The 19595-nt window shown below is 74.1% G+C and carries 18 protein-coding genes and 1 pseudogene; 10 read left to right on the top strand and 9 right to left on the bottom strand.

Annotated features, from left to right (window positions below; translation table 11 throughout):
* Positions 1 to 115: 115 nt before the first annotated feature.
* Complete coding sequence (locus P9841_RS09515; RefSeq protein ID WP_283321773.1) at positions 116 to 1573, bottom strand: sugar porter family MFS transporter; 1458 nt, start codon at positions 1571 to 1573, stop codon at positions 116 to 118.
* Positions 1574 to 1794: 221 nt separating this feature from the next.
* Here P9841_RS09515 and P9841_RS09510 point away from each other — a divergent pair, with 221 nt between their 5' ends.
* From P9841_RS09510 to P9841_RS09500, 3 genes are all read left to right on the top strand, one after another.
* Positions 1795 to 2397 (top strand): hypothetical protein, encoded by a 603-nt coding sequence (locus P9841_RS09510; protein WP_283321909.1) that lies wholly within the window; start codon positions 1795 to 1797, stop codon positions 2395 to 2397.
* A 369-nt stretch (positions 2398 to 2766) separates the two neighbouring features.
* A complete protein-coding gene (locus P9841_RS09505) occupies positions 2767 to 3387 on the top strand; it encodes a DUF47 domain-containing protein (RefSeq protein WP_283321772.1) in 621 nt (206 codons plus the stop codon).
* 6 nt (positions 3388 to 3393) lie between these two features.
* Positions 3394 to 4398 (top strand): inorganic phosphate transporter, encoded by a 1005-nt coding sequence (locus P9841_RS09500; RefSeq protein WP_283321771.1) that lies wholly within the window; start codon positions 3394 to 3396, stop codon positions 4396 to 4398.
* Positions 4399 to 4441: 43 nt separating this feature from the next.
* Here P9841_RS09500 and P9841_RS09495 read toward each other — a convergent pair whose 3' ends face one another.
* Together P9841_RS09495 and P9841_RS09490 are read right to left on the bottom strand one after the other, a co-directional pair.
* A complete protein-coding gene (locus P9841_RS09495; protein ID WP_283321770.1) occupies positions 4442 to 5413 on the bottom strand; it encodes an NUDIX hydrolase in 972 nt (323 codons plus the stop codon).
* 10 nt (positions 5414 to 5423) lie between these two features.
* The gene (locus P9841_RS09490) at positions 5424 to 7913 is read right to left on the bottom strand and encodes an RNA degradosome polyphosphate kinase (protein ID WP_283321769.1); all 2490 of its coding nucleotides are present in this window, start codon (positions 7911 to 7913) and stop codon (positions 5424 to 5426) included.
* 491 nt (positions 7914 to 8404) lie between these two features.
* Between P9841_RS09490 and P9841_RS09485 the strand changes: the two genes are divergently transcribed.
* Both P9841_RS09485 and P9841_RS09480 read left to right on the top strand, forming a co-directional pair.
* The gene (locus P9841_RS09485) at positions 8405 to 9013 is read left to right on the top strand and encodes a hypothetical protein (RefSeq protein ID WP_283321768.1); all 609 of its coding nucleotides are present in this window, start codon (positions 8405 to 8407) and stop codon (positions 9011 to 9013) included.
* Positions 9014 to 9231: 218 nt separating this feature from the next.
* Positions 9232 to 9861: a hypothetical protein gene (locus tag P9841_RS09480; RefSeq protein ID WP_283321767.1), complete on the top strand. Its 630-nt coding sequence runs from the start codon at positions 9232 to 9234 to the stop codon at positions 9859 to 9861.
* Here the strand turns inward: P9841_RS09480 and P9841_RS09475 are convergent.
* Both P9841_RS09475 and P9841_RS09470 read right to left on the bottom strand, forming a co-directional pair.
* The gene (locus P9841_RS09475) at positions 9858 to 10094 is read right to left on the bottom strand and encodes a hypothetical protein (RefSeq protein WP_283321766.1); all 237 of its coding nucleotides are present in this window, start codon (positions 10092 to 10094) and stop codon (positions 9858 to 9860) included. The two genes, P9841_RS09480 and P9841_RS09475, sit on opposite strands and share 4 nt — an antisense overlap.
* A 60-nt stretch (positions 10095 to 10154) precedes the next feature.
* Complete coding sequence (locus tag P9841_RS09470) at positions 10155 to 10385, bottom strand: hypothetical protein (RefSeq protein ID WP_283321765.1); 231 nt, start codon at positions 10383 to 10385, stop codon at positions 10155 to 10157.
* A gap of 346 nt (positions 10386 to 10731) precedes the next feature.
* Between P9841_RS09470 and P9841_RS09465 the strand changes: the two genes are divergently transcribed.
* Complete coding sequence (locus P9841_RS09465; RefSeq protein ID WP_283321763.1) at positions 10732 to 11259, top strand: hypothetical protein; 528 nt, start codon at positions 10732 to 10734, stop codon at positions 11257 to 11259.
* A gap of 280 nt (positions 11260 to 11539) precedes the next feature.
* Here P9841_RS09465 and P9841_RS09460 read toward each other — a convergent pair whose 3' ends face one another.
* Entirely contained in the window at positions 11540 to 11761 is a 222-nt protein-coding gene (locus P9841_RS09460) for an ABC transporter ATP-binding protein (protein ID WP_283321762.1), read from the bottom strand.
* A gap of 1136 nt (positions 11762 to 12897) precedes the next feature.
* Between P9841_RS09460 and P9841_RS19155 the strand changes: the two are divergent.
* A pseudogene (locus P9841_RS19155) lies at positions 12898 to 13005 on the top strand (helix-turn-helix domain-containing protein); the annotation flags it as partial.
* Positions 13006 to 13142: 137 nt separating this feature from the next.
* Positions 13143 to 13664 (top strand): MmyB family transcriptional regulator, encoded by a 522-nt coding sequence (locus P9841_RS09450; RefSeq protein WP_349306961.1) that lies wholly within the window; start codon positions 13143 to 13145, stop codon positions 13662 to 13664.
* Positions 13665 to 13701: 37 nt separating this feature from the next.
* Here P9841_RS09450 and mshD read toward each other — a convergent pair whose 3' ends face one another.
* Complete coding sequence (gene mshD, locus P9841_RS09445) at positions 13702 to 14598, bottom strand: mycothiol synthase (RefSeq protein WP_283321761.1); 897 nt, start codon at positions 14596 to 14598, stop codon at positions 13702 to 13704.
* 90 nt (positions 14599 to 14688) lie between these two features.
* Between mshD and P9841_RS09440 the strand changes: the two genes are divergently transcribed.
* Positions 14689 to 16041 (top strand): NAD(P)-binding domain-containing protein, encoded by a 1353-nt coding sequence (locus P9841_RS09440; protein ID WP_283321760.1) that lies wholly within the window; start codon positions 14689 to 14691, stop codon positions 16039 to 16041.
* 86 nt (positions 16042 to 16127) lie between these two features.
* On the opposite strand, the gene P9841_RS09435 is transcribed toward P9841_RS09440, so the two are convergent.
* Positions 16128 to 17027, bottom strand: a complete 900-nt coding sequence (locus tag P9841_RS09435) for a LysR family transcriptional regulator (protein WP_283321759.1) — start codon at positions 17025 to 17027, stop codon at positions 16128 to 16130.
* A gap of 85 nt (positions 17028 to 17112) precedes the next feature.
* Here P9841_RS09435 and P9841_RS09430 point away from each other — a divergent pair, with 85 nt between their 5' ends.
* Positions 17113 to 18378: an MFS transporter gene (locus P9841_RS09430; protein WP_283321758.1), complete on the top strand. Its 1266-nt coding sequence runs from the start codon at positions 17113 to 17115 to the stop codon at positions 18376 to 18378.
* Between the two features lie 9 nt (positions 18379 to 18387).
* On the opposite strand, the gene P9841_RS09425 is transcribed toward P9841_RS09430, so the two are convergent.
* Positions 18388 to 19488 (bottom strand): LacI family DNA-binding transcriptional regulator, encoded by a 1101-nt coding sequence (locus tag P9841_RS09425; protein WP_283321757.1) that lies wholly within the window; start codon positions 19486 to 19488, stop codon positions 18388 to 18390.
* Positions 19489 to 19595: the final 107 nt, after the last annotated feature.

The following is a 19595-nucleotide window of genomic DNA, read 5'->3' as shown; positions in this document are numbered from 1 at the left end:
TGGCGTGCTGGTGCGGCGTTCCCACGGTGTGTCCCTTCGAGCGGTGTCCGGTCCGTCCAACGGCCGAGCCCCCCGCGTAGTTTCCGCGAGGGGCTCGGCCGGGATCAAGCCGGGGTCACGTGCGCGCCGTGCCGCGGCTGCGCGCCGGCGGCAGGTCCTCCATGTCCTCGAGCTCGACGCCCTTGGTCTCGGGCACCTTGCCGAGCACGAACACGAACGACAGCCCCGCGAACACCGCGTACATCAGGTACGGCCCGGTCGCCCCGAACGAGTCGAGCAGCGGCGGGAACGTCACGGTGATGAGGAAGTTCGCGATCCACTGGGCGGCAGCCGCGACGCCGAGCGCCGCCGCGCGGATGCGGTTGGGGAACATCTCGCCGAGCAGCACCCAGACCAGCGGTCCCCACGACGCCCCGAAGAACACGACGAACGCGTTCGCGGCGACGAGCGCGACCGGCCCCCACGGCGAGGGCAGCGAGACGTCCTCGCCGGAGCCGGACGCCTGGGTGAACGCCAGCGCCATCACGGCGAGCGCCACGGTCATGCCGGCGGACCCGGTGAGCAGGATGGGCCGGCGGCCGATCTTGTCGATCAGCGCGATCGCGATGAACGTCACCGCCACGTTCGTGACCGACGTGATGGTGGAGACGAGGAACGACTGGCTCTCGTCGAACCCGACAGCCTGCCACAGCGTCGTCGAGTAGTAGAAGATCACGTTGATCCCGACGAACTGCTGGAACACCGACAGCAGGATGCCGACCCACACCACCGGCAGCAGCCCGAACCGGGGGCCGCGGAGCGTCGCCTGCGCCTCGAGCTGCTTGTCCTTCTCGATCGTCTTCTCGATCTGGTCCACGCGCTCGCCGGCGTCCTCGTCCGGGCCGAGCACGGACTGCAGCACGGCGACCGCCTCGTCGCGCCGGCCCTGGGCCACCAGGTACCGCGGCGACTCGGGGATGCGCAGGGCGAGGATGCCGTACACCGCGGCGGGGACCACGGCCACGAGGAACATCCAGCGCCACGCCTCCCACCCGAGCCACAGCACCTCGGACGCGCCGCCTGCGGCCTCCTGCAGCAGCTGGTCGGACAGCAGCGCGGAGAAGATGCCGATCGTGATCGCGAGCTGCTGCAGCGAGCCGAGCCGGCCGCGCAGCGCCGCCGGGGCGATCTCGGCGATGTAGGCGGGGGCGATCACCGAGGCGATGCCGATGCCGATACCGGCCATGACCCGCCACAGGATGAGGTCCCAGACGCTCCAGGCGATCGCCGACAGGATCGACGAGACGAAGAACAGCACCGCGCCGAGCACCATCACGCGGGTGCGGCCCCAGCGGTCCGCGAGCTTGCCGCCGGCCCACGCGCCGAACGCGCAGCCCAGCAGCGCGACGGCCACCGCGAAGCCGGTGAGGGTGGAACCGAGGTCGAACTGCCCCTGGATCGCGTCGACGGCGCCGTTGATGACGGACGAGTCGAAGCCGAACAGGAACCCGCCGACCGCGGCGGCGACCGCCAGGCCGATCGCCTTGTTGTGCGACGGGTGCCGGCCCGCCGACGGGACGTGTGACTGCGCCATGACGCTCTCCTTGCTCCACGGTGACGCCCCCGGGCCGCGGGGGCGGCGCAGGGCCATCCCACCTTTCACCTGTCCGCCGCATCTCGCATGCGGAAGCACGGGGGCTCCGCGCCACGGGCGGCCGGCGCGGGGCGGACAGGCGCGCAGGCGCGGGCAGGGCCGACAATCGAGGGGTGACGTCCGACTCCGGCGGGCCCCGCCCGCGCTTCCGACGGCCCGCGATGCTCGACCCGCGGGCGGCTGACGCCCTGCCCGGCGACCTCGACCCCGCCCTGCGCTCGGAGGTCGCGCACACCACCGCGTCCGCGATCGTGCACCGCGGGCGGTCCGGCGGCGACGACCCCGCGCTGGTCGAGCGGCTGGTGCGGCTCGTCGAGCACGAGGGCCTGGACGCGGTCGCCGCGCTGTGGTCCGACAGCCCGGCGACGACGCTGCCCGGCACGCTGTGGCGGCTGTACGTGCTGCGCGAGTGGGTGCGGCGGGACCCGCAGACCATCGCGGACCGGTACCGGCAGGGCCTGCACGCGGCACCGGTGCACCACGTCGTCGCCGGCGTGCCGAGCCCTCCCGGGCCGGAGGAGGTCCGCGAGGTGCTGGACGCGGTGCTCTCGGGCCTGTGGACCGGCGACCTGGACGTGGCGCTCGAGCGCGGGGCCGCGTTCTGCCGGGTGCTGGGCACCGGGGCGGCGTTCGACGCCGACCACCTGGACCTCGCCGCGGACGACTCGTCCGCCCGGCTGACGCGCAGCGCCGGGTCGCTGGTGCGGACCGCCGAGGAGCTCGAGCACGCGGCCGAGCTGTGGCGCGCCGGGGCGCTGGAGTGACGTGCCGTCCACCCGTCACAACACCGCCGGGACGGCCCGCATGCCGTGGGATTCCTCACCCCGTCCAGCCCGCGACGCGCCTGCGGGCGACGCGTACAGTGGTTCGCGACGCCGGGCCGCGGTAGCCCCGGGCTCCAACACCAGCCGCTCCGAGCGGCCTCGCGCCGAGAGGCGCTCCCGGTCCGGCGTCCTCATCCTCCGTGGCGCACGTCGACGTGTGACCTCGGTCCCGGACCGGGCCCGGACGTGACGAGCGCGACACCCGGGACTCCGTGCGCGTTCACCCTGCGTTCACCTTCGGGGTTGTGAGTTCACCCCACGGCTGCCCTAGCCTGTGCCTGACAAGAGCCCTCTTCCCCGGAGCCTCCCGTGCGCCTGCGCCTCACCCCGCGCGACACCTCGTTCTTCGACCTCCTCGCCGCATCGGCGGCGCACCTCGTGACCGGCGCGAACCTGCTGGCCGAGCTGCTCGGGGCGGACCGCCCCGCCCGCAAGGCGCTCGCCAAGCAGCTGAACGAGGTGGAGCACCTGGCGGACGAGGCCACCCACTCGATCATGCGGCGGCTCAACCAGACCTTCGTCACGCCGTTCGACCGCGACGACATCTACGGCCTGGCGTCCGCGCTGGACGACTGCATGGACTACATGGAGGAGGCCGCCGACCTCATCGTCCTGTACAAGCTGGACGCCCTGCCGAACCGCGTCGCGGACCAGGTCCAGGTGCTGCAGCGCGCCGCCGAGCTGACCGCGGAGGCGATGCCGCGGCTGCGCTCGATGGACTCGCTGTCGGAGTACTGGGTCGAGGTCAACCGGCTCGAGAACCAGGCCGACAAGTCGCACCGCAAGCTGCTCGCCCAGATGTTCGACGAGATCACCGACCCGATCCTCCTGATGAAGCTCAAGGAGGTCGTGGAGAAGCTCGAGGACGCGGCGGACGCGTTCGAGAAGGTCGCGAACATGGTCGAGACCATCGCGCTCAAGGAGTCCTGAGCCCCGGTGGAACTCGCGCTCGTCGTGGTCGTCGTCGCCCTGGCGCTCGGCTTCGACTACACCAACGGCTTCCACGACGCCGCGAACGCCATCGCGACGTCCGTGTCCACCCGCGCGCTGACGCCGCGCGCCGCCCTGCTCATGGCCGCGGCCATGAACTTCACGGGGGCGCTGCTCGGCACCGAGGTGGCGGAGACCATCGCCACGTCGATCGTCGACCTGCGGGACGCGTCGTCGCACCAGGCGCTCGTCGTCGTGCTGTGCGCGCTCGTCGGCGCGATCGTGTGGAACCTCATCACGTGGTGGTTCGGCCTGCCCTCGTCGTCGACGCACGCCCTCATCGGCGGCCTCGTCGGGGCGGGCCTCGCCGGCGGGCTGGCGATCTACGGCTCCGCGATCGTCGAGAAGGTCGTCCTGCCGATGATCTTCTCGCCGCTGATCGGATTCGGCCTGGCGTTCCTCGTGATGGTCGGCGTGCTGTGGCTCGTGCGGAGCTCCTCGCCGTCCCGGACCACCCGCCGGTTCCGCCTCGCGCAGACGGCGTCCGCCGCGGCGATGGCGCTCGGGCACGGCCTGCAGGACGCGCAGAAGACGATGGGCGTCATCTTCATGGCGCTGCTCACCGTCGGCTGGGCGGACCCCGAGGGCGGCATCCCGCTGTGGGTGAAGCTCGCGGCGGCCGCGGCCATCTCGCTGGGCACGTACTCGGGCGGCTGGCGCATCATGCGCACCCTGGGCCGCAAGATCATCGAGCTGGACCCGGCGCGCGGCTTCGTCGCCGAGTCGGTGTCCGCCGTCGTGCTGTACGTCAACGCGTTCGCGCTGCACGCGCCGGTCTCGACCACCCACACGATCACCTCGGCGATCATGGGCGTCGGCGCCACCAAGCGGCTGTCGGCGGTGCGCTGGGGCGTCGCGAAGAACATCGGCGTCGCGTGGGTGCTCACGATCCCGGCGGCCGCCGGCGTCGCGGCGCTCGTCTACCTGGCGATGAGCCCCTTCCTGAACTGACCGCGACCCGGCCCCGGACGCGGGCCCGGTCACGCGGGGCCGCTCAGCCGCGGCTGAGCGGGGTGAGGACCTCGACCGCCTCGACGCGGGGCCTGCCGCCGGCGTCGGAGACGTGGCAGACCAGCACCTGGCCGGGACGCAGGTAGGGGTCCTCGGCGGGCAGGGCGGCCGCCGCCCGCGACCGCGCGTGCGCGGAGACCACGCCCAGCACGGTCGGCAGCACCGGGCGGTGCGTGCAGACGGCGACGTCCGTGGCCGACCGCAGCAGCGCGGCCACCAGGTCGGCGGTCTTCTCGGGGGACTGCTCGTGCTGCGCCTCGGTCAGCGGCTCGTCCTCCGCCGGCGTCAGCCCCGCGGCGGCGGCGTACGGGCCGACGGTGCTGCGGCAGCGCGCCCACGGGCTGGTCACGACCTCCGCGACCCCGAACGCCGAGAGCACCGGGACGAGCGCCCCGGCCTGCCGGCGACCGGCGTCGGTCAGCGGCCGCGTCGCCTCCTTCCGGCCCCAGGACGCGCGGCTGCGGGCGCGGCCGTGCCGGACGACCACGAGCGCCCGGGTGTCGAGCCGGCCGCGGGCGTGCTCCGCCACCAGGGCGTCGAGGGGGATCCGGTCGTCGTCGCGGGTGAGGCGCCGGCGCGCGACCTCGGCGTCGACCCACCGCACGCGGTCGATCTCGTCGGCCGAGGCGTGCTCCGCCGGCGGGCGGGCGTGCACCGCCGGGCGGTCCGGGCGGCCGGCGACCTGCGCGGACCAGTAGTGCACGCGCTTGCGGCGGCCGTCGGACAGCGGGTACTCCAGGCCGGGCAGGGGGCGGCCGAGCACGATCTCGAGCCCCGCCTCCTCCTCGACCTCGCGGACCGCTGCCGTCGTGACGTGCTCGCCCGGCTCGAGCTTGCCCTTCGGCCAGGACCAGTCCTTGTACCGCGGACGGTGCACGAGCACGACCTGCAGGCGCCCCTGCCGCACGCGCCACACCAGGGCGCCCGCGGCCTCGACGACCGGGACCGCCCTCACGGGGCCGTCCTCATCGGGCGCCGCCCAGGCGCCGGCGCTGCCGGTAGATCAGCACCGACTGCAGGTCCCGCAGCGGGCCGTCCTCCCCGGTGGCGTGCCGGGTCCACACGCCGTCCGGGCCGAGGTGCCACGACGACGTGCCGTCGTCCATCGACTCGTCCAGCAGGTCCACGAGCTCCGCGATCTGGTCGGGGTCGGCCAGGCGGACGAGCGCCTCGACGCGGCGGTCCAGGTTGCGGTGCATGAGGTCCGCCGAGCCGATGTAGACCTCCGGCCCGGGCAGCCGGTCGCCGCCGGCGTCCCGGCCGGCGTCCGCGACCTCCGGCGTCACCCCGTCGTCCGCGGCGAACGCGAACACCCGGGCGTGCTCCAGGAACCGGCCGAGGATCGAGCGGACCCGCACCGTCTCGGACAGGCCGGGGACGCCCGGGCGCAGCGCGCAGATGCCGCGCACGCACAGGTCGACGGGCACGCCCGCCTGGGACGCGCGGTACAGGGCGTCGATGGTCTCCTCGTCGACCATCGAGTTCACCTTGATCTTGATCCAGGCCGGCCGTCCCTCACGCGCCGCGCGCGCCTCCCGGTCGATGCGCTCGACCAGCCCGGACCGCACCGAGCGCGGCGCGACCAGCAGCCGGTGGAACCGGGACTTCGGCGCGTACCCGGACAGCTGGTTGAACAGGCGCGTGAGGTCCTGCCCGACGTCCGGGTCGCACGTCAGCAGCCCGAGGTCCGTGTAGATGCGGGCGGTCTTCGGGTTGTAGTTGCCGGTGCCGACGTGGCAGTACCGGCGCAGCCCGTCGGACTCCTGGCGCACCACCAGGGACAGCTTCGCGTGCGTCTTGAGGCCGACGATGCCGTAGACCACGTGCACGCCGGCCTGCTCGAGCTTGCGCGCCCACTCGATGTTCGCCTGCTCGTCGAACCGGGCCTTGATCTCCACCAGGGCGAGCACCTGCTTGCCGGCCTCGGCGGCGTCGATCAGCGCGTCGACGATCGGGGAGTCGCCGGACGTCCGGTACAGGGTCTGCTTGATCGCGAGGACCTTCGGGTCGGCCGCGGCCTGCTCGAGGAACGTCTGCACGGACGTCGAGAACGAGTCGTACGGGTGGTGCAGCAGGATGTCGCGCGCCCGGATCGCGGCGAAGACGTCCGTCGGCGTCGCGCTCTCCACCTCGGCCAGGAACCGGTGCGTGGTCGGCACGAACCGCGGGTACTGCAGGTCCGCGCGGTCCAGGTCGGCGATGAGGTTGAGGCCGGTGTGGTCGAGCGGCGCCGGCAGCTCGTACACCTCCTCCTCGGCCACGCCGAGCTCGCGCACGAGCAGCTGGCGGATGCGCGGGCTGATGGTGTCGGCGATCTCCAGGCGCACCGGCGGGCCGAACCGGCGCCGCAGCAGCTCCTTCTCCATCGCCTGGAGCAGGTTCTCGGCGTCGTCCTCCTCCACCTCCACGTCCTCGTTGCGGGTGACGCGGAACGTGTGGTGCTCGCGCACCTCCATGCCGGGGAACAGCTGGTCCAGGTGCTGGGAGATCACGTCCTCGACCGGCACGAACGACATCGGCCCGCGGTCGGTCGGCGCCTGCGACGGGGCGGCGCTCGGGCGGCCCCGGGCGTCGACCGCGATGTACCGGGGCAGCAGCGGCGGCACCTTGACGCGGGCGAAGTGCTCCTTGCCGGTCGTCGGGTTCACCACGACGACGGCCAGGTTCAGCGACAGGCCCGAGATGTACGGGAACGGGTGGGCCGGGTCGACCGCCAGCGGGGTCAGCACCGGGAAGATCTGCTTGCGGAAGAACTTGCGCAGCCGGTCCTGCTCCGCCTCCCCGAGCTCGTCCCAGCGGACCAGCGTGATGCCCTGCTGCGCGAGCTCCGGCTGCACCTGCTCGGCGAACACCCGCGCGTGCCGGGCGGACAGGTCGTGCGCGCGCACGCTGATCGCCTCGAGCACCTGCCGGGGGCTGAGGCCCGACGCCGCGGTGACGGCCAGGCCGGTCGCGATGCGGCGCTTCAGGCCCGCGACGCGCACCATGAAGAACTCGTCGAGGTTCGACGCGAAGATCGCCAGGTACCGCACGCGCTCCAGCAGCGGCTGCGTCGCGTCCTCGGCGAGCTGCAGCACTCGCTCGTTGAACGCCAGCCACGACACCTCGCGGTCCAGGAACCGGTCGACGGGCAGCGGCGGCAGCTCGGCGGCGTCCGTCGCCGGGGCGCTCGACAGCGGCGCGATGTGCTCGGCGATGTGCGCGGCCAGCTCCGGCGCCAGCGGGCGCGTCCGCGTGGTCGGCGCGGAGGTCGCCGGGGCGGGGGCCGTGGCGGGCTTGCCGTCCTGCTCGGCGGTGCGGCGCGTCGTCCCGCGCGCGCGGGAGGTGCTCGCGCGGGCCGGGCGCGCACCGCCGGCGGACGTGCTCGCGCCGGCGGAGGCGCGGGCGGTCGCCGTCGTCGCGGCCGAGGTGCGGCGGCCCTTCGGGGTCCCGTCGGAGGCGGAGGCGTCGGTCATCTCCACATGGTGGCACGATCATTCGAACAGCACGTGGCGGTGGAGAAACGGGCGCGTGGCCGGCAAAGACGGGCTGCCTAGCACCTTCGCGCCCGCTTCTGGAGCGTTGCGCGACCGACTCCGCCACAGCGTCGCCTCGACGTGCTTGCGACGCACGAAGCCGCTGGCTGTGCGGCCCTTGCTGCGCGCTATCGCTGAGCGCGCCGCCGGAGGCTGGCCCGTCGTCGCCGGGTCGGCGCCATCGCGCGCTCGTGTGGCCAGCGTGCCTCGGCTGTACTGGCTCACCCGCGAGGGCATGGGCGTGGCCGGTGTGCACGGCGCGGTCGCTCGCCCGAAGCTCTCAGACATCCGTCACGACCTGACGGTGCTCGACGTCGCGCACTGGCTGGCCGCGCACCGCGCGCCCAGCCACCGCCTGGTCACCGAGCGCGAGATTCGGCGCACCGAGACCTCGCTCGGACGAAATTCATCGCCGAGACTATCTCTGTGCCATGAAACCAGCGACGTGTCGCGACGAGTTCACAGAGGAGCTGGCTCAATGCAGGTCGCTCCGCGAATATGCGATCGACCACATTGAGAAGGATGAAGTTCGATTCTTGACGCTGGAAAGCGCCCAATCGCGTGCCTTCCGCGCATATGAGAACTTCATCGAGAACGTGTTCCTCTCGTTTATGACGGGTGAGCCCTCCGTTTCCGGAGCAGCCGTCGGGCGGTACGTGACCCCTCCGTCTCGGGAGCATGCCCGGCGCATGCTTCAAGGAAAGGCGCGCTTCCTGGACTGGGCCGACCCGTCTACGGTCATCGAGCGGGGTGAGTACTATTTCTACCCCGATGGGCATCTATCGGTGGCAGTGACGCAGTCTTGGAACATGATCGACTGGATGCGGAAAATCCGCGACCACATCGCGCACAACAGTGTGGAAAGTGCCGCGCAATACCGAAAGGTCGTGGCTGCGCTTCTGCTTATCGAACCGCCCGTCGCGCCGCGGCCTGGCGAACTTCTCCAGATGCGTCCTCGGCGAGGGCCCTTCAAGGGGAGGGAGGTCCTCGCAAGCCTGTTCTCCGACTTGGAGGCCTTTGTGGCCGCTGCCGTGGGCTGATGCAGTGACGCTGCACTGGGAAGCCGCCAAGGTTCCTCGGCGAGGCGTGCACAGCGTGATAGTTCCGCCAGGTGCGACACAGCCCGGCAAGGGCAGCCGTCAGCGGTCGACGGTAGGTCAGGCAGGTCGGGCGAGGTGTTCGAGCGCGGCGCCCCTCCGTCCAGATTTGCTGTCGAAACGAGAGGCGCCGGCTACCTGCCCAGGACCACACTGCAGGCATGCCCGAGACCAGCACTTCCGCGCCGGCCGCGCCAGAGATCATCGCGACGTTTCATCGCGCGCGGTTCGCGATGCAGCGGGCAAGGCTTCGCCTCAAGGAGGCTGAGCGTGAAGCCGCGGTCGCGGCCGCGGTCGCGGTCGACATGGCGGTCAGCCTGGACAAGGCATGGTCGGCAGCCGTCGAGTGGACGTTCTGGGTGGTCGCGATCGATGAGATCGTCAGGCGCGTGCTCACGGACGAGCAGCGCGAGGACCTAGCCTTCGAGGGTGGCGCGGGAGACGCTCTCGCACGCATCGGTGACCGCCTCGACGGGCTCCGGTACCTGCGGAACCTCCACGCCCACCAACTCGCCGACACATTGCAGGTGCGAGCGCGCGACACCGCTGCCGGCCAGCCTGTCCCGAGGCTCGCGTGGGCTCCCATCGACGCGCTGCCGCCTTCGGACCGGACCGGGAAGGCGGCCAGGGAGGGCAAGGAGGCGTACCGGCTGCACATCGCCGGGCAACTCGTTGGGCCAATCGCCCAGCGCATCGACGTCGGCTACGCCTCCGGGGCCTGGTCAGCCGCCCTTGCGCGCCACGCTCCAGCGCCGAAACCGGTCGGTCGTATAGCACGGCGGCAGGACTAGGCGCCGGGGAACCCCGCGGCCCGGGACACCTTGTTCCACTCGTCCAGGCGCTCTAGCAGCGCATCGCTAAGGGCGCGCGCCGTCGTCGAATGCAGGTAGTGCTTGACGCCGTGCACGGTCACCACGATGCACTCGTCATGCTCGTCGCCCGTCAGCTGGACGTCGACATGGCCCCTGGGCCAGTTGACCGGCTCGTCAGGCTCGTGCGTCTCGGGGATCGTCTTCTGGGGCACCGCTGGTCCTTTCGTCGTGACGGTCCGAAGACGCGGCGTCTTGCCGCGACATACTCGCGCCTAGCGCCGGCCCTCGAACCGATCGGCCAGCCGACGGGCGAGGTCCGCGACGTGAGCCGGCCCGAGCGGGTGGGATCCAACGTCGCCATAGCGCGATCCGCCTACGTCGCCGAGGTCATCAGCGAGCTGCGTCGCCACCAGCAGCGCGACGTCGTCGCGGTCCAGCACGGCTGCGAACGCGCGCAGCAGCGCGACCGTCTCCCCCAGCTCGATGTCGTCTACCTCACCCATGCAGCAAATCCTGGACCCAGGACCCCCTCGCTGTCTGGCCTTCGGCGAGGTGCATGGATCTGACACGCGGGATGGCCGGTCGTAGCGGGTCACCCCGGCGGCCAGGTTCGTCGAGGTTCCCCCTCCTTTCTCTCTAGCTCTCGAACCTCAGTGGCTGCTGACGATCGTCTACTGCGACACTGCCGGCGCCGCCTGCTGCCGCAGGGCGACCGGCTCCGTCTCGTCTCAGTAGACCCGTCCGCGTTTCGTCGCGATGACGGGGTGCTATCTGAACCCGCGGGGGAGTCAGTCCGGGTCGTCGACCTCGCCCTTCGTCATCCCGGTGCCAGGCACTACCGTTCGACGCGTGACCGAGCGCGGCCCCTCAACCCCGAACGGCGAAAGCGCAGCGCACGACCCCCGCACGCAGTCGCCCGGCACTGGCGCCGGCAAACGAGCCGCCATCTGGGGCGCGATCGTGCTCGGGCTCGGCCTACTCGTCCTCTACGGATGGGCGGAGCAGGCTGACCCGAAGGAAGACGCCTGGCGGGCCGTCCTGCGGTGGGTCGACTCGTTCGTCCAGAGTCCCGGCCTAGGTGGCCTCGCCGCCGTGGTGGCGGCCTCGGTAGCTCTCGGCCAATGGCGACGCCAGGAGCGAGCCGAGCTGAAGATCCGCAGAGATCAGCAGTGGTGGGACGTGTTCAAGCTCATCTACCCCTCCAGTCACATCCACAGCGGCCCGCCAACCGCAGAAGAGCGCCAACTGGTAGACACCCTCGCTGACCAAGCGGACACTGAGGTTCAGACAGCAGCCGCCGAGGCTCTCATCGGCGACCTTGAGCGTCGTGACAGGGGCGCCGAGAGGGGCCACCGATGGAAGCGCCGAGAGGGGTGAGACGGGATGCCTAAGCCCAAGAACACGAGGACCGTCACGGCGCGCCAGCCCAATACGACCGTCGTGACGATGAAGGACCTCGCTGTGCGGAAGCAAGAACTGCAGGTCAAGCGAAAGGCGCTCCGAGCCGCCCGGGGAACCAAGACCAGCGACCGGATCTAGCATCCAGGCCTCACGTCCTGTCGACGGCACTTCCTCAAGCCGTCAGCCGCGCGACAAGAGGCGCATAGACGACACGGCCTCGCACCCCAACGGGGCGTGAGGCCGTGTCGTGTGAGACCTACACCTGCTGGGTGATGGTCCCGCCCGGGTTGCGCTTGGCCGTCGCGCCGGTCACGAACCGGCCGGTGCTCGCGCTCCGAGCCACCGCCCGCCCGTTGCTCGTCCCGGAACCGACCCGCTCCGTGGTCGTCTTGCCCGGCCACCGCGCGACGGTGGCCTTCGAGACGAACCGACCCGTGCCCGCGCTACGCGAGACGCTACGAGAACCGCTACGTGCCATGGTGTCCCTCCTTGGGGGACTCGAGGTTGAACAGGATCACGACCTCGGCCGGGCGCCAGCCCTGATGAGCTGACGCCCGACCGGAGCGGCTCAGCGGCCGCGGGTGGTCTTGATGGTCTGCGTGATCGTCACGCGGATCGGACCGCGAGTGACCGTGCGCGTCGTGCGTCGGACAGCCATGTGACCCCTCCTTCCCGGGTGTCGACACCGACACCCGGAAGGAGCGACCCCCCTCTAGAGGGGCCTGCGAACTCCTGTTAACCTCGGATCTCCTGCCAAGGGACCCGACGCCTCCAGCTCGGTGCGCTACGCACCCCTGCTGGGGGCGTCGCTGTTTTGCAGGATACATGCTCGCTCCGACACGTCAACTGACCTGTTAAGAATTCGACGTGCCGCTCCCTCAGATCCCACCCCGGATTCCTCCGCGCCCCGTCGGGCCCGTGGAACCAGGTGAGCACCACAGGGCTTCATGCGACGCCGTACGGGGTCGCACGTCCATGGGCGAGACCGCACGGTCCGCCGAGCCGACGTGACCCCATGGCGTACGCCGGACCTACATGTTGTGCCCGTTGCGTACGCGCAACCCCATGGCTAGGGGGTAGCACCTCCGCTACCCCTACGCCACGTACGCGCCCCGGAGCCGCCGCAGTGCCCCGTTGGCCCGTACGGAGCGCCGGAGCTCGTCCACAGGTCCGAGGCATGTCAGAGGCCGGTGGTAATGCGGCACACCTCTGGGGAGAAAGCAAGCGATTCGTCCACAGGTATGCACAGGCCCATCCACAGGCGCATGGCAAACAAATGCCCCGGCGGGCGACCTGAAATGCCGCGTACGCCGCGTCCAGCGCGCAGCGGACCGCTCAGCCGTGTCACGACAGCTCCCCGAGGATGACCTCGAGGTGGGCGTCGTAGATCGTGCCGAGCGCACGGGCGCCGCGGCTGGTGCGCCGGCGCGGTTCGGTAGCGCGGGACCGAGTTCGTCCAGCCGAGTCGCGGACCGAGGTCCCGCACGGCGTTGGCTCCCCCAGGCGCCGCAGTTCCCCGCGCGAGACCGAGGCGGCGCTGCCGCGCCGAGACTTCTCACTGGACACGCTGGTCGCGGTCGCGGCCGGTAGCGCTCGCTCCCGCCGGACGACCGCGTGCGCCGCGTCCCGGGCCTGCGCCGCGAGGAGGTCGCCGCGCTCGCCCGGGTCTCCACCGACTACTACACGCGGCTCGAGCAGGGCCGCAGGATCGTCCCGTCCGCCGGGGTCGTCGCGGCCATCGCGTCCGCCCTCCAGCTCGACGAGGCCGGCCGCGCGCACCTGGAGCACCTCGTCGGCGGGTCCCCCCGCCCGTCCCGGCGCCCCGTCCACGCGCAGCGCGCACGCCAGGGCCTGCGCAGCTGCTCGACGCGCTGGACGGCGTCCCGGCGCTGCTGCTCGGCCGCCGCACCGACGTGCTCGCGGCCAACCGGCTCGCCCGGGCGCTGCTCGCCGACTTCGACGCGATGCCGGCGCGCGACCGCAACTACGCGCGGTGGATGTTCCTCGACCCCGCGGCGCGCGAGCGCCTCGTCGACTGGGACGCGCAGGCCCGCACCGTCGTGGAGAACCTCCGGCTCGAGGCAGGCCGCGACCCCGACGACCCGGCCACGCAGGCGCTCGTCGGCGCGCTCGCCGCGGCCAGCCCGGAGTTCGCCCGGTGGTGGGAGGAGCACCGGGTCCACCAGCGGACCTTCGGCGACAAGCGGTTCCGGCACCCCGTGGCCGGCGACCTCACGCTGCAGTACGAGACGCTCACCACGCCGGGCGACCCGGACCAGGTGCTGTTCCTGTTCACCGCCGAACCGGGGTCGCCGTCGCGGCAGGCGCTCGACCTGCTCACGAGCTGGACGCTCGACGGGGCCCGCCACCGCCCCGGCTGATGCGGGGCCGCCGACCGCTGCCCCCGCACCCGGGAGGTCAGGCCCGGTACACCACGTCCACCGCGGACCGCTCGAACCCCGCGGCGCGGTAGACCCGGATCGCCGCGTGGTTGTCGCCCTCGGTGTAGAGCACCACGCGCCGCACGCCGCGCCCGGCGAGGTGGGCGAGCATCCGCGCCGTCAGCGCCGGGCCGAGGCGCTGGCCCTGCGCGTCCGGGTCGACGCCGAGCGCGTAGACCTCGCCCTCGTCGGGGTCGGCGACCTTGGTCCAGCCGAAGGCCAGCAACCGGTCGTCGCGGACCGCGAGCAGGAACCCGGTCGGGTCGAACCACGGCTCGGCCTCGCGGTCCTCCAGGTCGGCGCGCGTGAGGCGTCCCTGCTCGGGGTGCGCGGCGAAGGCGCGGGCGTTCACCGTGACCCACGCGTCCTCGTCGCGCCCGGGATCGAACGCGCGCACGGTGACGCCGTCGGGAAGCGGCGGGGCGTCCGGCACGACGACCGGCTCGAGCGCCATCTGCCACAGCTCCCGGATCACGGGCAGCCCGCGGGCGGCGGCGAGCGCGCGCGCGGCGGGCAGGTCGCCGTGCGCCCACACCGCGACGCCGTCTCCGCCGTGCTCGCGGGCCAGCGCGCCGGCGGCGTCGAGCAGCGCCGCGCCCGTCCCGCGCCGGCGGTGCGCCGGGTGGACGACCACCTCGGCGGTGGCGAGCGCCGGGTCGCGCAGGTCCACCTGGGCGTAGCCGGTCGTCGTCCCGTCCGGGGCCGCCGCGACGAGGTGCCGCACGCCCGGCCCGCCGCCGGTCAGCCACAGCAGCGGCTGCTCGGACAGGGGCGGCACGCCGTCGGTCCCGGCCGCGGCCGCGGCGAGGTCGCGCACGGCGCGGGCGCCGTCGGCGTCGAGGGCTCCGGAGGTCACGGTGATCGGGTCGGGCACGCCCCCATCCCACCACCCCGCGCCGGCGCCTGCGCGGTCCCCGGGGGGAACGTCCCCGGGGCCCCGGGCGTTGGACCTCGTGTGCCTGACGTGACCCCGACCGACGCCGTCGCGGACGTCGTGGTCGTCGGCGCGGGCCAGGCGGGGCTCGCGGTGGCCGCGCACCTCGCGCGCTCCGGGTTCGTCCCCGCCGGCACGTCCGGGGGCCCGACCTACGTGGTGCTGGACGCGGCGCCCGGCCCGGGCGGGGCGTGGCGCGAGCGGTGGCCGGGCCTGACGATGCGGACGGTCAACGGCGTCTACGAGCTGCCCGGGCGCGCGCTGCCCGACTTCCCCGCCGACGAGCCGGCGTCCGCGGCGCTGACCCGGTACTTCGGCGACTACGAGCAGGAGCTGGGGCTCGCGGTGCGGCGGCCCGTCCAGGTGCGCGCGGTCCGCGACGACGGCGGGCTGCTCGCGGTCGAGACCGTCGAGCGGCCCGGCGCGGGCGACCCGGACGCCGCCCCCCGAACCGTCCCGACCACCCCGGCCGCCCTCGCCACCCGGCCCGGGACCCCGGCGCGCGGCACGACGCCGGACGCGCCGCCCGACCCCGACGACGGCCTGGGCTGCGGGGTCGGCGCGGCGCGCGCTGTCCCCGGGCCGGCGCCGGCCCCCGACCTGCCCCCCGACCTCGAGGCGCCCGTGCCCGCCCGCCGCCGCACCGTCCGCACCTGGCACGCCCGGGCCCTGGTCAACGCCACCGGCACCTGGACACGGCCGTTCTGGCCGTCCTACCCGGGCCGGGACGTGTTCGCGGGCACCCAGCTCCACACGCACGACTACCGCACGCCGGAGGAGCTCGCGGGGCGGCGGGTGCTCGTGGTGGGCGGCGGCATCTCCGCGGTGCAGCACCTGCTGGCGATCCACCCGCACGCCGCGTCGATGACCTGGGTCACGCGCCGCCCGCCGGACTGGCGGGACGAGGAGTTCTCCCCGGAGCTGGGCCGCGCCGCCGTGGCGCGGGTGGAGGAGCGGACCCGCGCCGGGCTGCCGCCGGGGAGCATCGTCTCCGCGACCGGCCTGCCCCTGACGCCGGAGTACCGCGCGGGCATCGCGGCCGGGGTGCTGCGCGCCCGGCCGGTGTTCACGCGTCTGGTGGCGGACGGCGCCGTGTGGGACGACGCGACCGCCCGCGGTCCGCTCGCCGCGGGCTGGGTCACCGGCCCGGTGCACGAGACCGCCGACGTCGTGCTGTGGGCGACGGGGTTCCGGCCCGCGCTGGACCACCTGCGCCCGCTGGGGCTCCGGAACGCCGAGGGCGGCATCGTCGTGGACGGCACCCAGGTGGTGGCGGACCCGCGGGTGCAGCTCGTCGGCTACGGCCCGAGCGCGAGCACGGTCGGGGCGAACCGCGCCGGGCGGGAGGCGGTCCGGCGCGTGCGCGCGCTGCTCGGGGTCTGACCGGCCCCGGGCCGGCTCCATCGGCCGGCCGCACCGGTCCGGCCGCACCGCGCCGGCCGCACCGCGCCCCGCGTCGCCCCGTCGCCTCACCCCGCCGTCGCGGCCCCCTCCCGCACGAGCCGCGCCAGCGCCGCGGCGGCCGCCCCGGGCCGACGGTCCGCCGGGGTCGCGAGCGAGAGCGGCCACCGCAGGTCCGCGCCGCCCACCTCGCGCGTGACCACCCCGTCGGAGGCTCCCACGGCGAACCGCGGCAGCAGCGCGACGCCGAGCCCGTGACGCACGTACGCCGCGGCGGTGCCGATGTCCGCGATCTCGATCGTCACGCGCCGGCCGACGCCCGCCCCGGCGAGGGCCGCGTCGGCGACCGCGCGGTTGCCGTAGCCCTCCGGCGAGTCGATGAAGTCCAGCCCGTCGAGCCGCCGCACGTCCACGGGTCCCGCGTCGCCACCCGCCAGCGCGTGCCCCCGGGGCAGGACGAGGACCATGGGCGCCGACGCCAGCTCCGTGAGCCGCACCCCGACGGGCAGCGGCCCGGGCGCGGAGACGAACGCGAGGTCCAGGCGGCGCGCGGCGACCTCCGCCACCAGGCCCCGGGACCCGGAGGGCGCCGCCGTCAGCCGCAGCGCGACGTCGGGGTGCCGGCGGTGGAACTCCCCGAGCAGGCCGGGGACGTCGAGCAGCGGCACCGACGTGAGCGTGCCGACGCGCACCGTGCCGCGCAGCCCGCCGCGCACGGCGGTGACGGCCTCGCGGGCGTCGCGCGCGGCGTCGAGGGCGGTGCGGGCGTGCGGCAGCAGCGCGGCCCCGGCGTCGGTGAGCTCCACGCGACGCGGCGTCCGGTCGAGCAGCCGCGCGCCCACCTCGCGCTCCAGCGACGCCACCGACGCCGACACCGCGGACTGCACGAGGACGAGCCGGGCGGCCGCCGCGGTGAACGACCGCTCCTCCGCGACGGCGACGAACGCGGCCAGGTGCCGGAGCTCCATGGCAGCACGGTATCGCGATGCGCGATGGCTGCGAGCGTGATTCAGCGTTGGACGCGATGACTCGTCCGGGCGCACCGTGGGAGGCATGTCCACCACGACCGTCCGTCTCGGCACCCCGGCGCCCGTCGTCCCCGCCGTCGGGCACGGGACCGGCTTCTGGCTCGTCGCCGCCGTGTTCCTCACGACGATGGCGTTCTCCACCGTCCCCGCGCCCCTGTACCCGCTCTACCAGGAGGCCGACGAGTTCTCGACGCTGACGGTGAGCGTCGTCTTCGCCGCGTACGCCGTCGGCGTCGTCGTCAGCCTGCTGCTCGCGGGGCACGTGTCCGACCGGGTCGGCCGGCGTGCGGTCCTGCTGCCGGCACTCGGCCTGGAGCTGGTGGCCGCCGTGCTGTTCCTGTCCGGGTCGGCGCTGCCGCTGCTGCTCGTGGCCCGCTTCGTCAGCGGGCTCGGCGTCGGCGCGCTGACGGCCACCGCCACGGCGCACCTGCAGGACCTCCACGCCCGCCACCGCCCCGGCGCGCCCGACCACCGGCTGCACGCCGTGTCCACCGTGGCGAACCTCGGCGGTCTCGGCGTCGGCTCTCTCGTCGCGGGCCTGCTCGCCCAGACAGGGGTGGCTCCGCTGCGCCTGTCGTACGCCGTGTTCGCCGTGCTGCTCGCCGGCGCGGTGGTGGCCGTGCTGCGCACGCCGGAGACCGTCGAGCGCGGCCCGCGCGCCGCCGCGCACCCGCCGTACCGGCCCCAGCGCCCGCGGGTGCCGGCCGGCCCCGCGCGGCGGCCGTCGCTGGTGGCGCTGGCCGGAGCCGCGGCGTCGTTCGCGGTGTTCGGCGTCTTCACGTCCGTGGCGCCCGGGTTCGTGGCCGGCACGCTGCACCACCCCGCGCGTGCCCTCGCCGGGCTGGTGGTGTTCGTGGTGTTCGGGTCGGCCGCGGCGGCGCAGGTGCTGGGCCGCCGCGTCCGCACCGACCGGCGCCTGCGCGCGGGCGCCGCGGCGGAGGCGGCCGGCCTGGTGCTGCTCGTCGCCGGCATGGCCGCCGCGTCGCTGCCGCTGTTCCTCGTGGGAGGTGCGGTGACCGGCGCGGGCGCGGGGCTGCTGTTCGCCGCGGCGGTCGCCACCGTGAGCGGAGCCGCGGAGCCGGCCCGGCGCGGCGAGGCGCTCGCGGGCCTGTTCCTCGTGGCCTACCTCGGGCTGAGCGTGCCCGCGCTCGCCCTCGGGCTGCTGACGCTCCGGGTGCCGGCGACGGCGGCGATGGCCGCGCTGGCCGGGACCCTGGTCGTCGTGCTGGCGGCGGTCGCGCTCGCGGGCCGGCCGGGCGGGCGCGCGTCGTCCCGCGCCGGGGAGGGCTGACCGTCCCGCTCAGGCGTCCGGGCAGCCGCAGCTCCGGCGCCGCACCACCTGCACGGGCAGGCGGTGCGACTCGGGCTCGCCCCCGGCGGCGCCGGCGTGCCGCACGAGCACCTGCACCGCGAGGCGCCCCATGGCGGCCATCGGCTGGCGCACCGTCGTGAGCGTGGGTCGCGCCAGCCGCCCGGCGAGGATGCCGTCGAACCCCGTGACCACGACGCGGTCGGGCACGGGCACCCCGCGCGCCGCCAGCAGGTCCAGCACGGCGAGCGCCGTCTGGTCGCTGGCGCAGACGAGGGCCCGGGGGAGCCGGTCGGCGTCCGCGAGGGCGGCGACCACCTCCAGCCGGTGCGGCTCGGCGAGGTCGGTGGGGTCGAGCGGCTCGGAGGGGACGTCGATCCCGGCGGCGCCGAGGGCCTCCTGGAACCCGGCGAACCGGTCGGCGTAGTCGGGCGTGCTCAGCCGGCCGACGAACGCGAGGTCGCGCAGGTGGTGGTCGGCGACGAGGTGGCCCACGAGGTCGCGCATGCCGGCGCGGTTGTCGACGGTCACGTGGTGCAGGCCGTCCGCGACCGGCGGCATGCTGAACGCCACCACCGGGATCCGCCGCGCCACGTGCTCGAGGGCCTCCACCGGCGTCGGCCCGGGGAACATCGCGAGGCCGTCCACGCGTCCGGCGATCTCCGTCACCGACGCCCCCGACCCGGAGCCGCTGGACAGCAGGAGGGCCTGCCCGCGCTGCCAGCACTCGAGCTCGACGCCGCGCTGCACCTCGTCCACGTAGAGCGGGAAGGCGCGCGGGTCGGAGTCCGGGTCGGTGCCCGGCGTGGCACCCGCGCCGCGGCCGGCACCGGGGCCGGCGCCCCCGTCGGCCCCCTCCTGCGGGGCGGCGAGCATGAGGTCGAACGAGTACAGACCGAGCGCGCCGGTGCTGCCGTGGGCGAGGCCCCGGGCGCTGCCGGACGGCACGTAGCCGAGCTCGCGGGCGGCGACGAGCACCGCCTCACGGGTGGAGGCGCGCACGCGCTCGGGCTGCCGGAACGTGAACGACACGGTGGCGATCGACACGCCGGCGCGCTCCGCGACGTCGTACACGGTGGGTCGACGCGGCACTGCTCACCTCCCTCGCGGCCCGTGGCCGGTCCGATCGTAGGGGCTGGCCGGACGCGGCACCCGCGACGTCCGTCCGGGGCGCCCCCCGGTTGCGCGATCCACTCTAT

Origin of the sequence: Cellulomonas sp. ES6 (genome assembly GCF_030053835.1) — a bacterium.
Taxonomy (GTDB): domain Bacteria; phylum Actinomycetota; class Actinomycetes; order Actinomycetales; family Cellulomonadaceae; genus Cellulomonas.
Note: the sequence above shows the minus strand (reverse complement) of the source record. Positions and strands in the feature narration are given on the sequence as shown.

Coding starts and splice junctions, on each gene's coding strand:
- P9841_RS09490 (WP_283321769.1), bottom strand. CDS start 7,913: ATGACCGACGCCTCCGCCTCCGACGGGACCCCGAAGGGCCGCCGCACC.
- P9841_RS09435 (WP_283321759.1), bottom strand. CDS start 17,027: ATGGAGCTCCGGCACCTGGCCGCGTTCGTCGCCGTCGCGGAGGAGCGG.
- P9841_RS09430 (WP_283321758.1), top strand. CDS start 17,113: ATGTCCACCACGACCGTCCGTCTCGGCACCCCGGCGCCCGTCGTCCCC.
- P9841_RS09485 (WP_283321768.1), top strand. CDS start 8,405: ATGAAACCAGCGACGTGTCGCGACGAGTTCACAGAGGAGCTGGCTCAA.
- P9841_RS09515 (WP_283321773.1), bottom strand. CDS start 1,573: ATGGCGCAGTCACACGTCCCGTCGGCGGGCCGGCACCCGTCGCACAAC.
- P9841_RS09510 (WP_283321909.1), top strand. CDS start 1,795: ATGCTCGACCCGCGGGCGGCTGACGCCCTGCCCGGCGACCTCGACCCC.
- P9841_RS09470 (WP_283321765.1), bottom strand. CDS start 10,385: ATGGGTGAGGTAGACGACATCGAGCTGGGGGAGACGGTCGCGCTGCTG.
- P9841_RS09460 (WP_283321762.1), bottom strand. CDS start 11,761: ATGGCACGTAGCGGTTCTCGTAGCGTCTCGCGTAGCGCGGGCACGGGT.
- P9841_RS09480 (WP_283321767.1), top strand. CDS start 9,232: ATGCCCGAGACCAGCACTTCCGCGCCGGCCGCGCCAGAGATCATCGCG.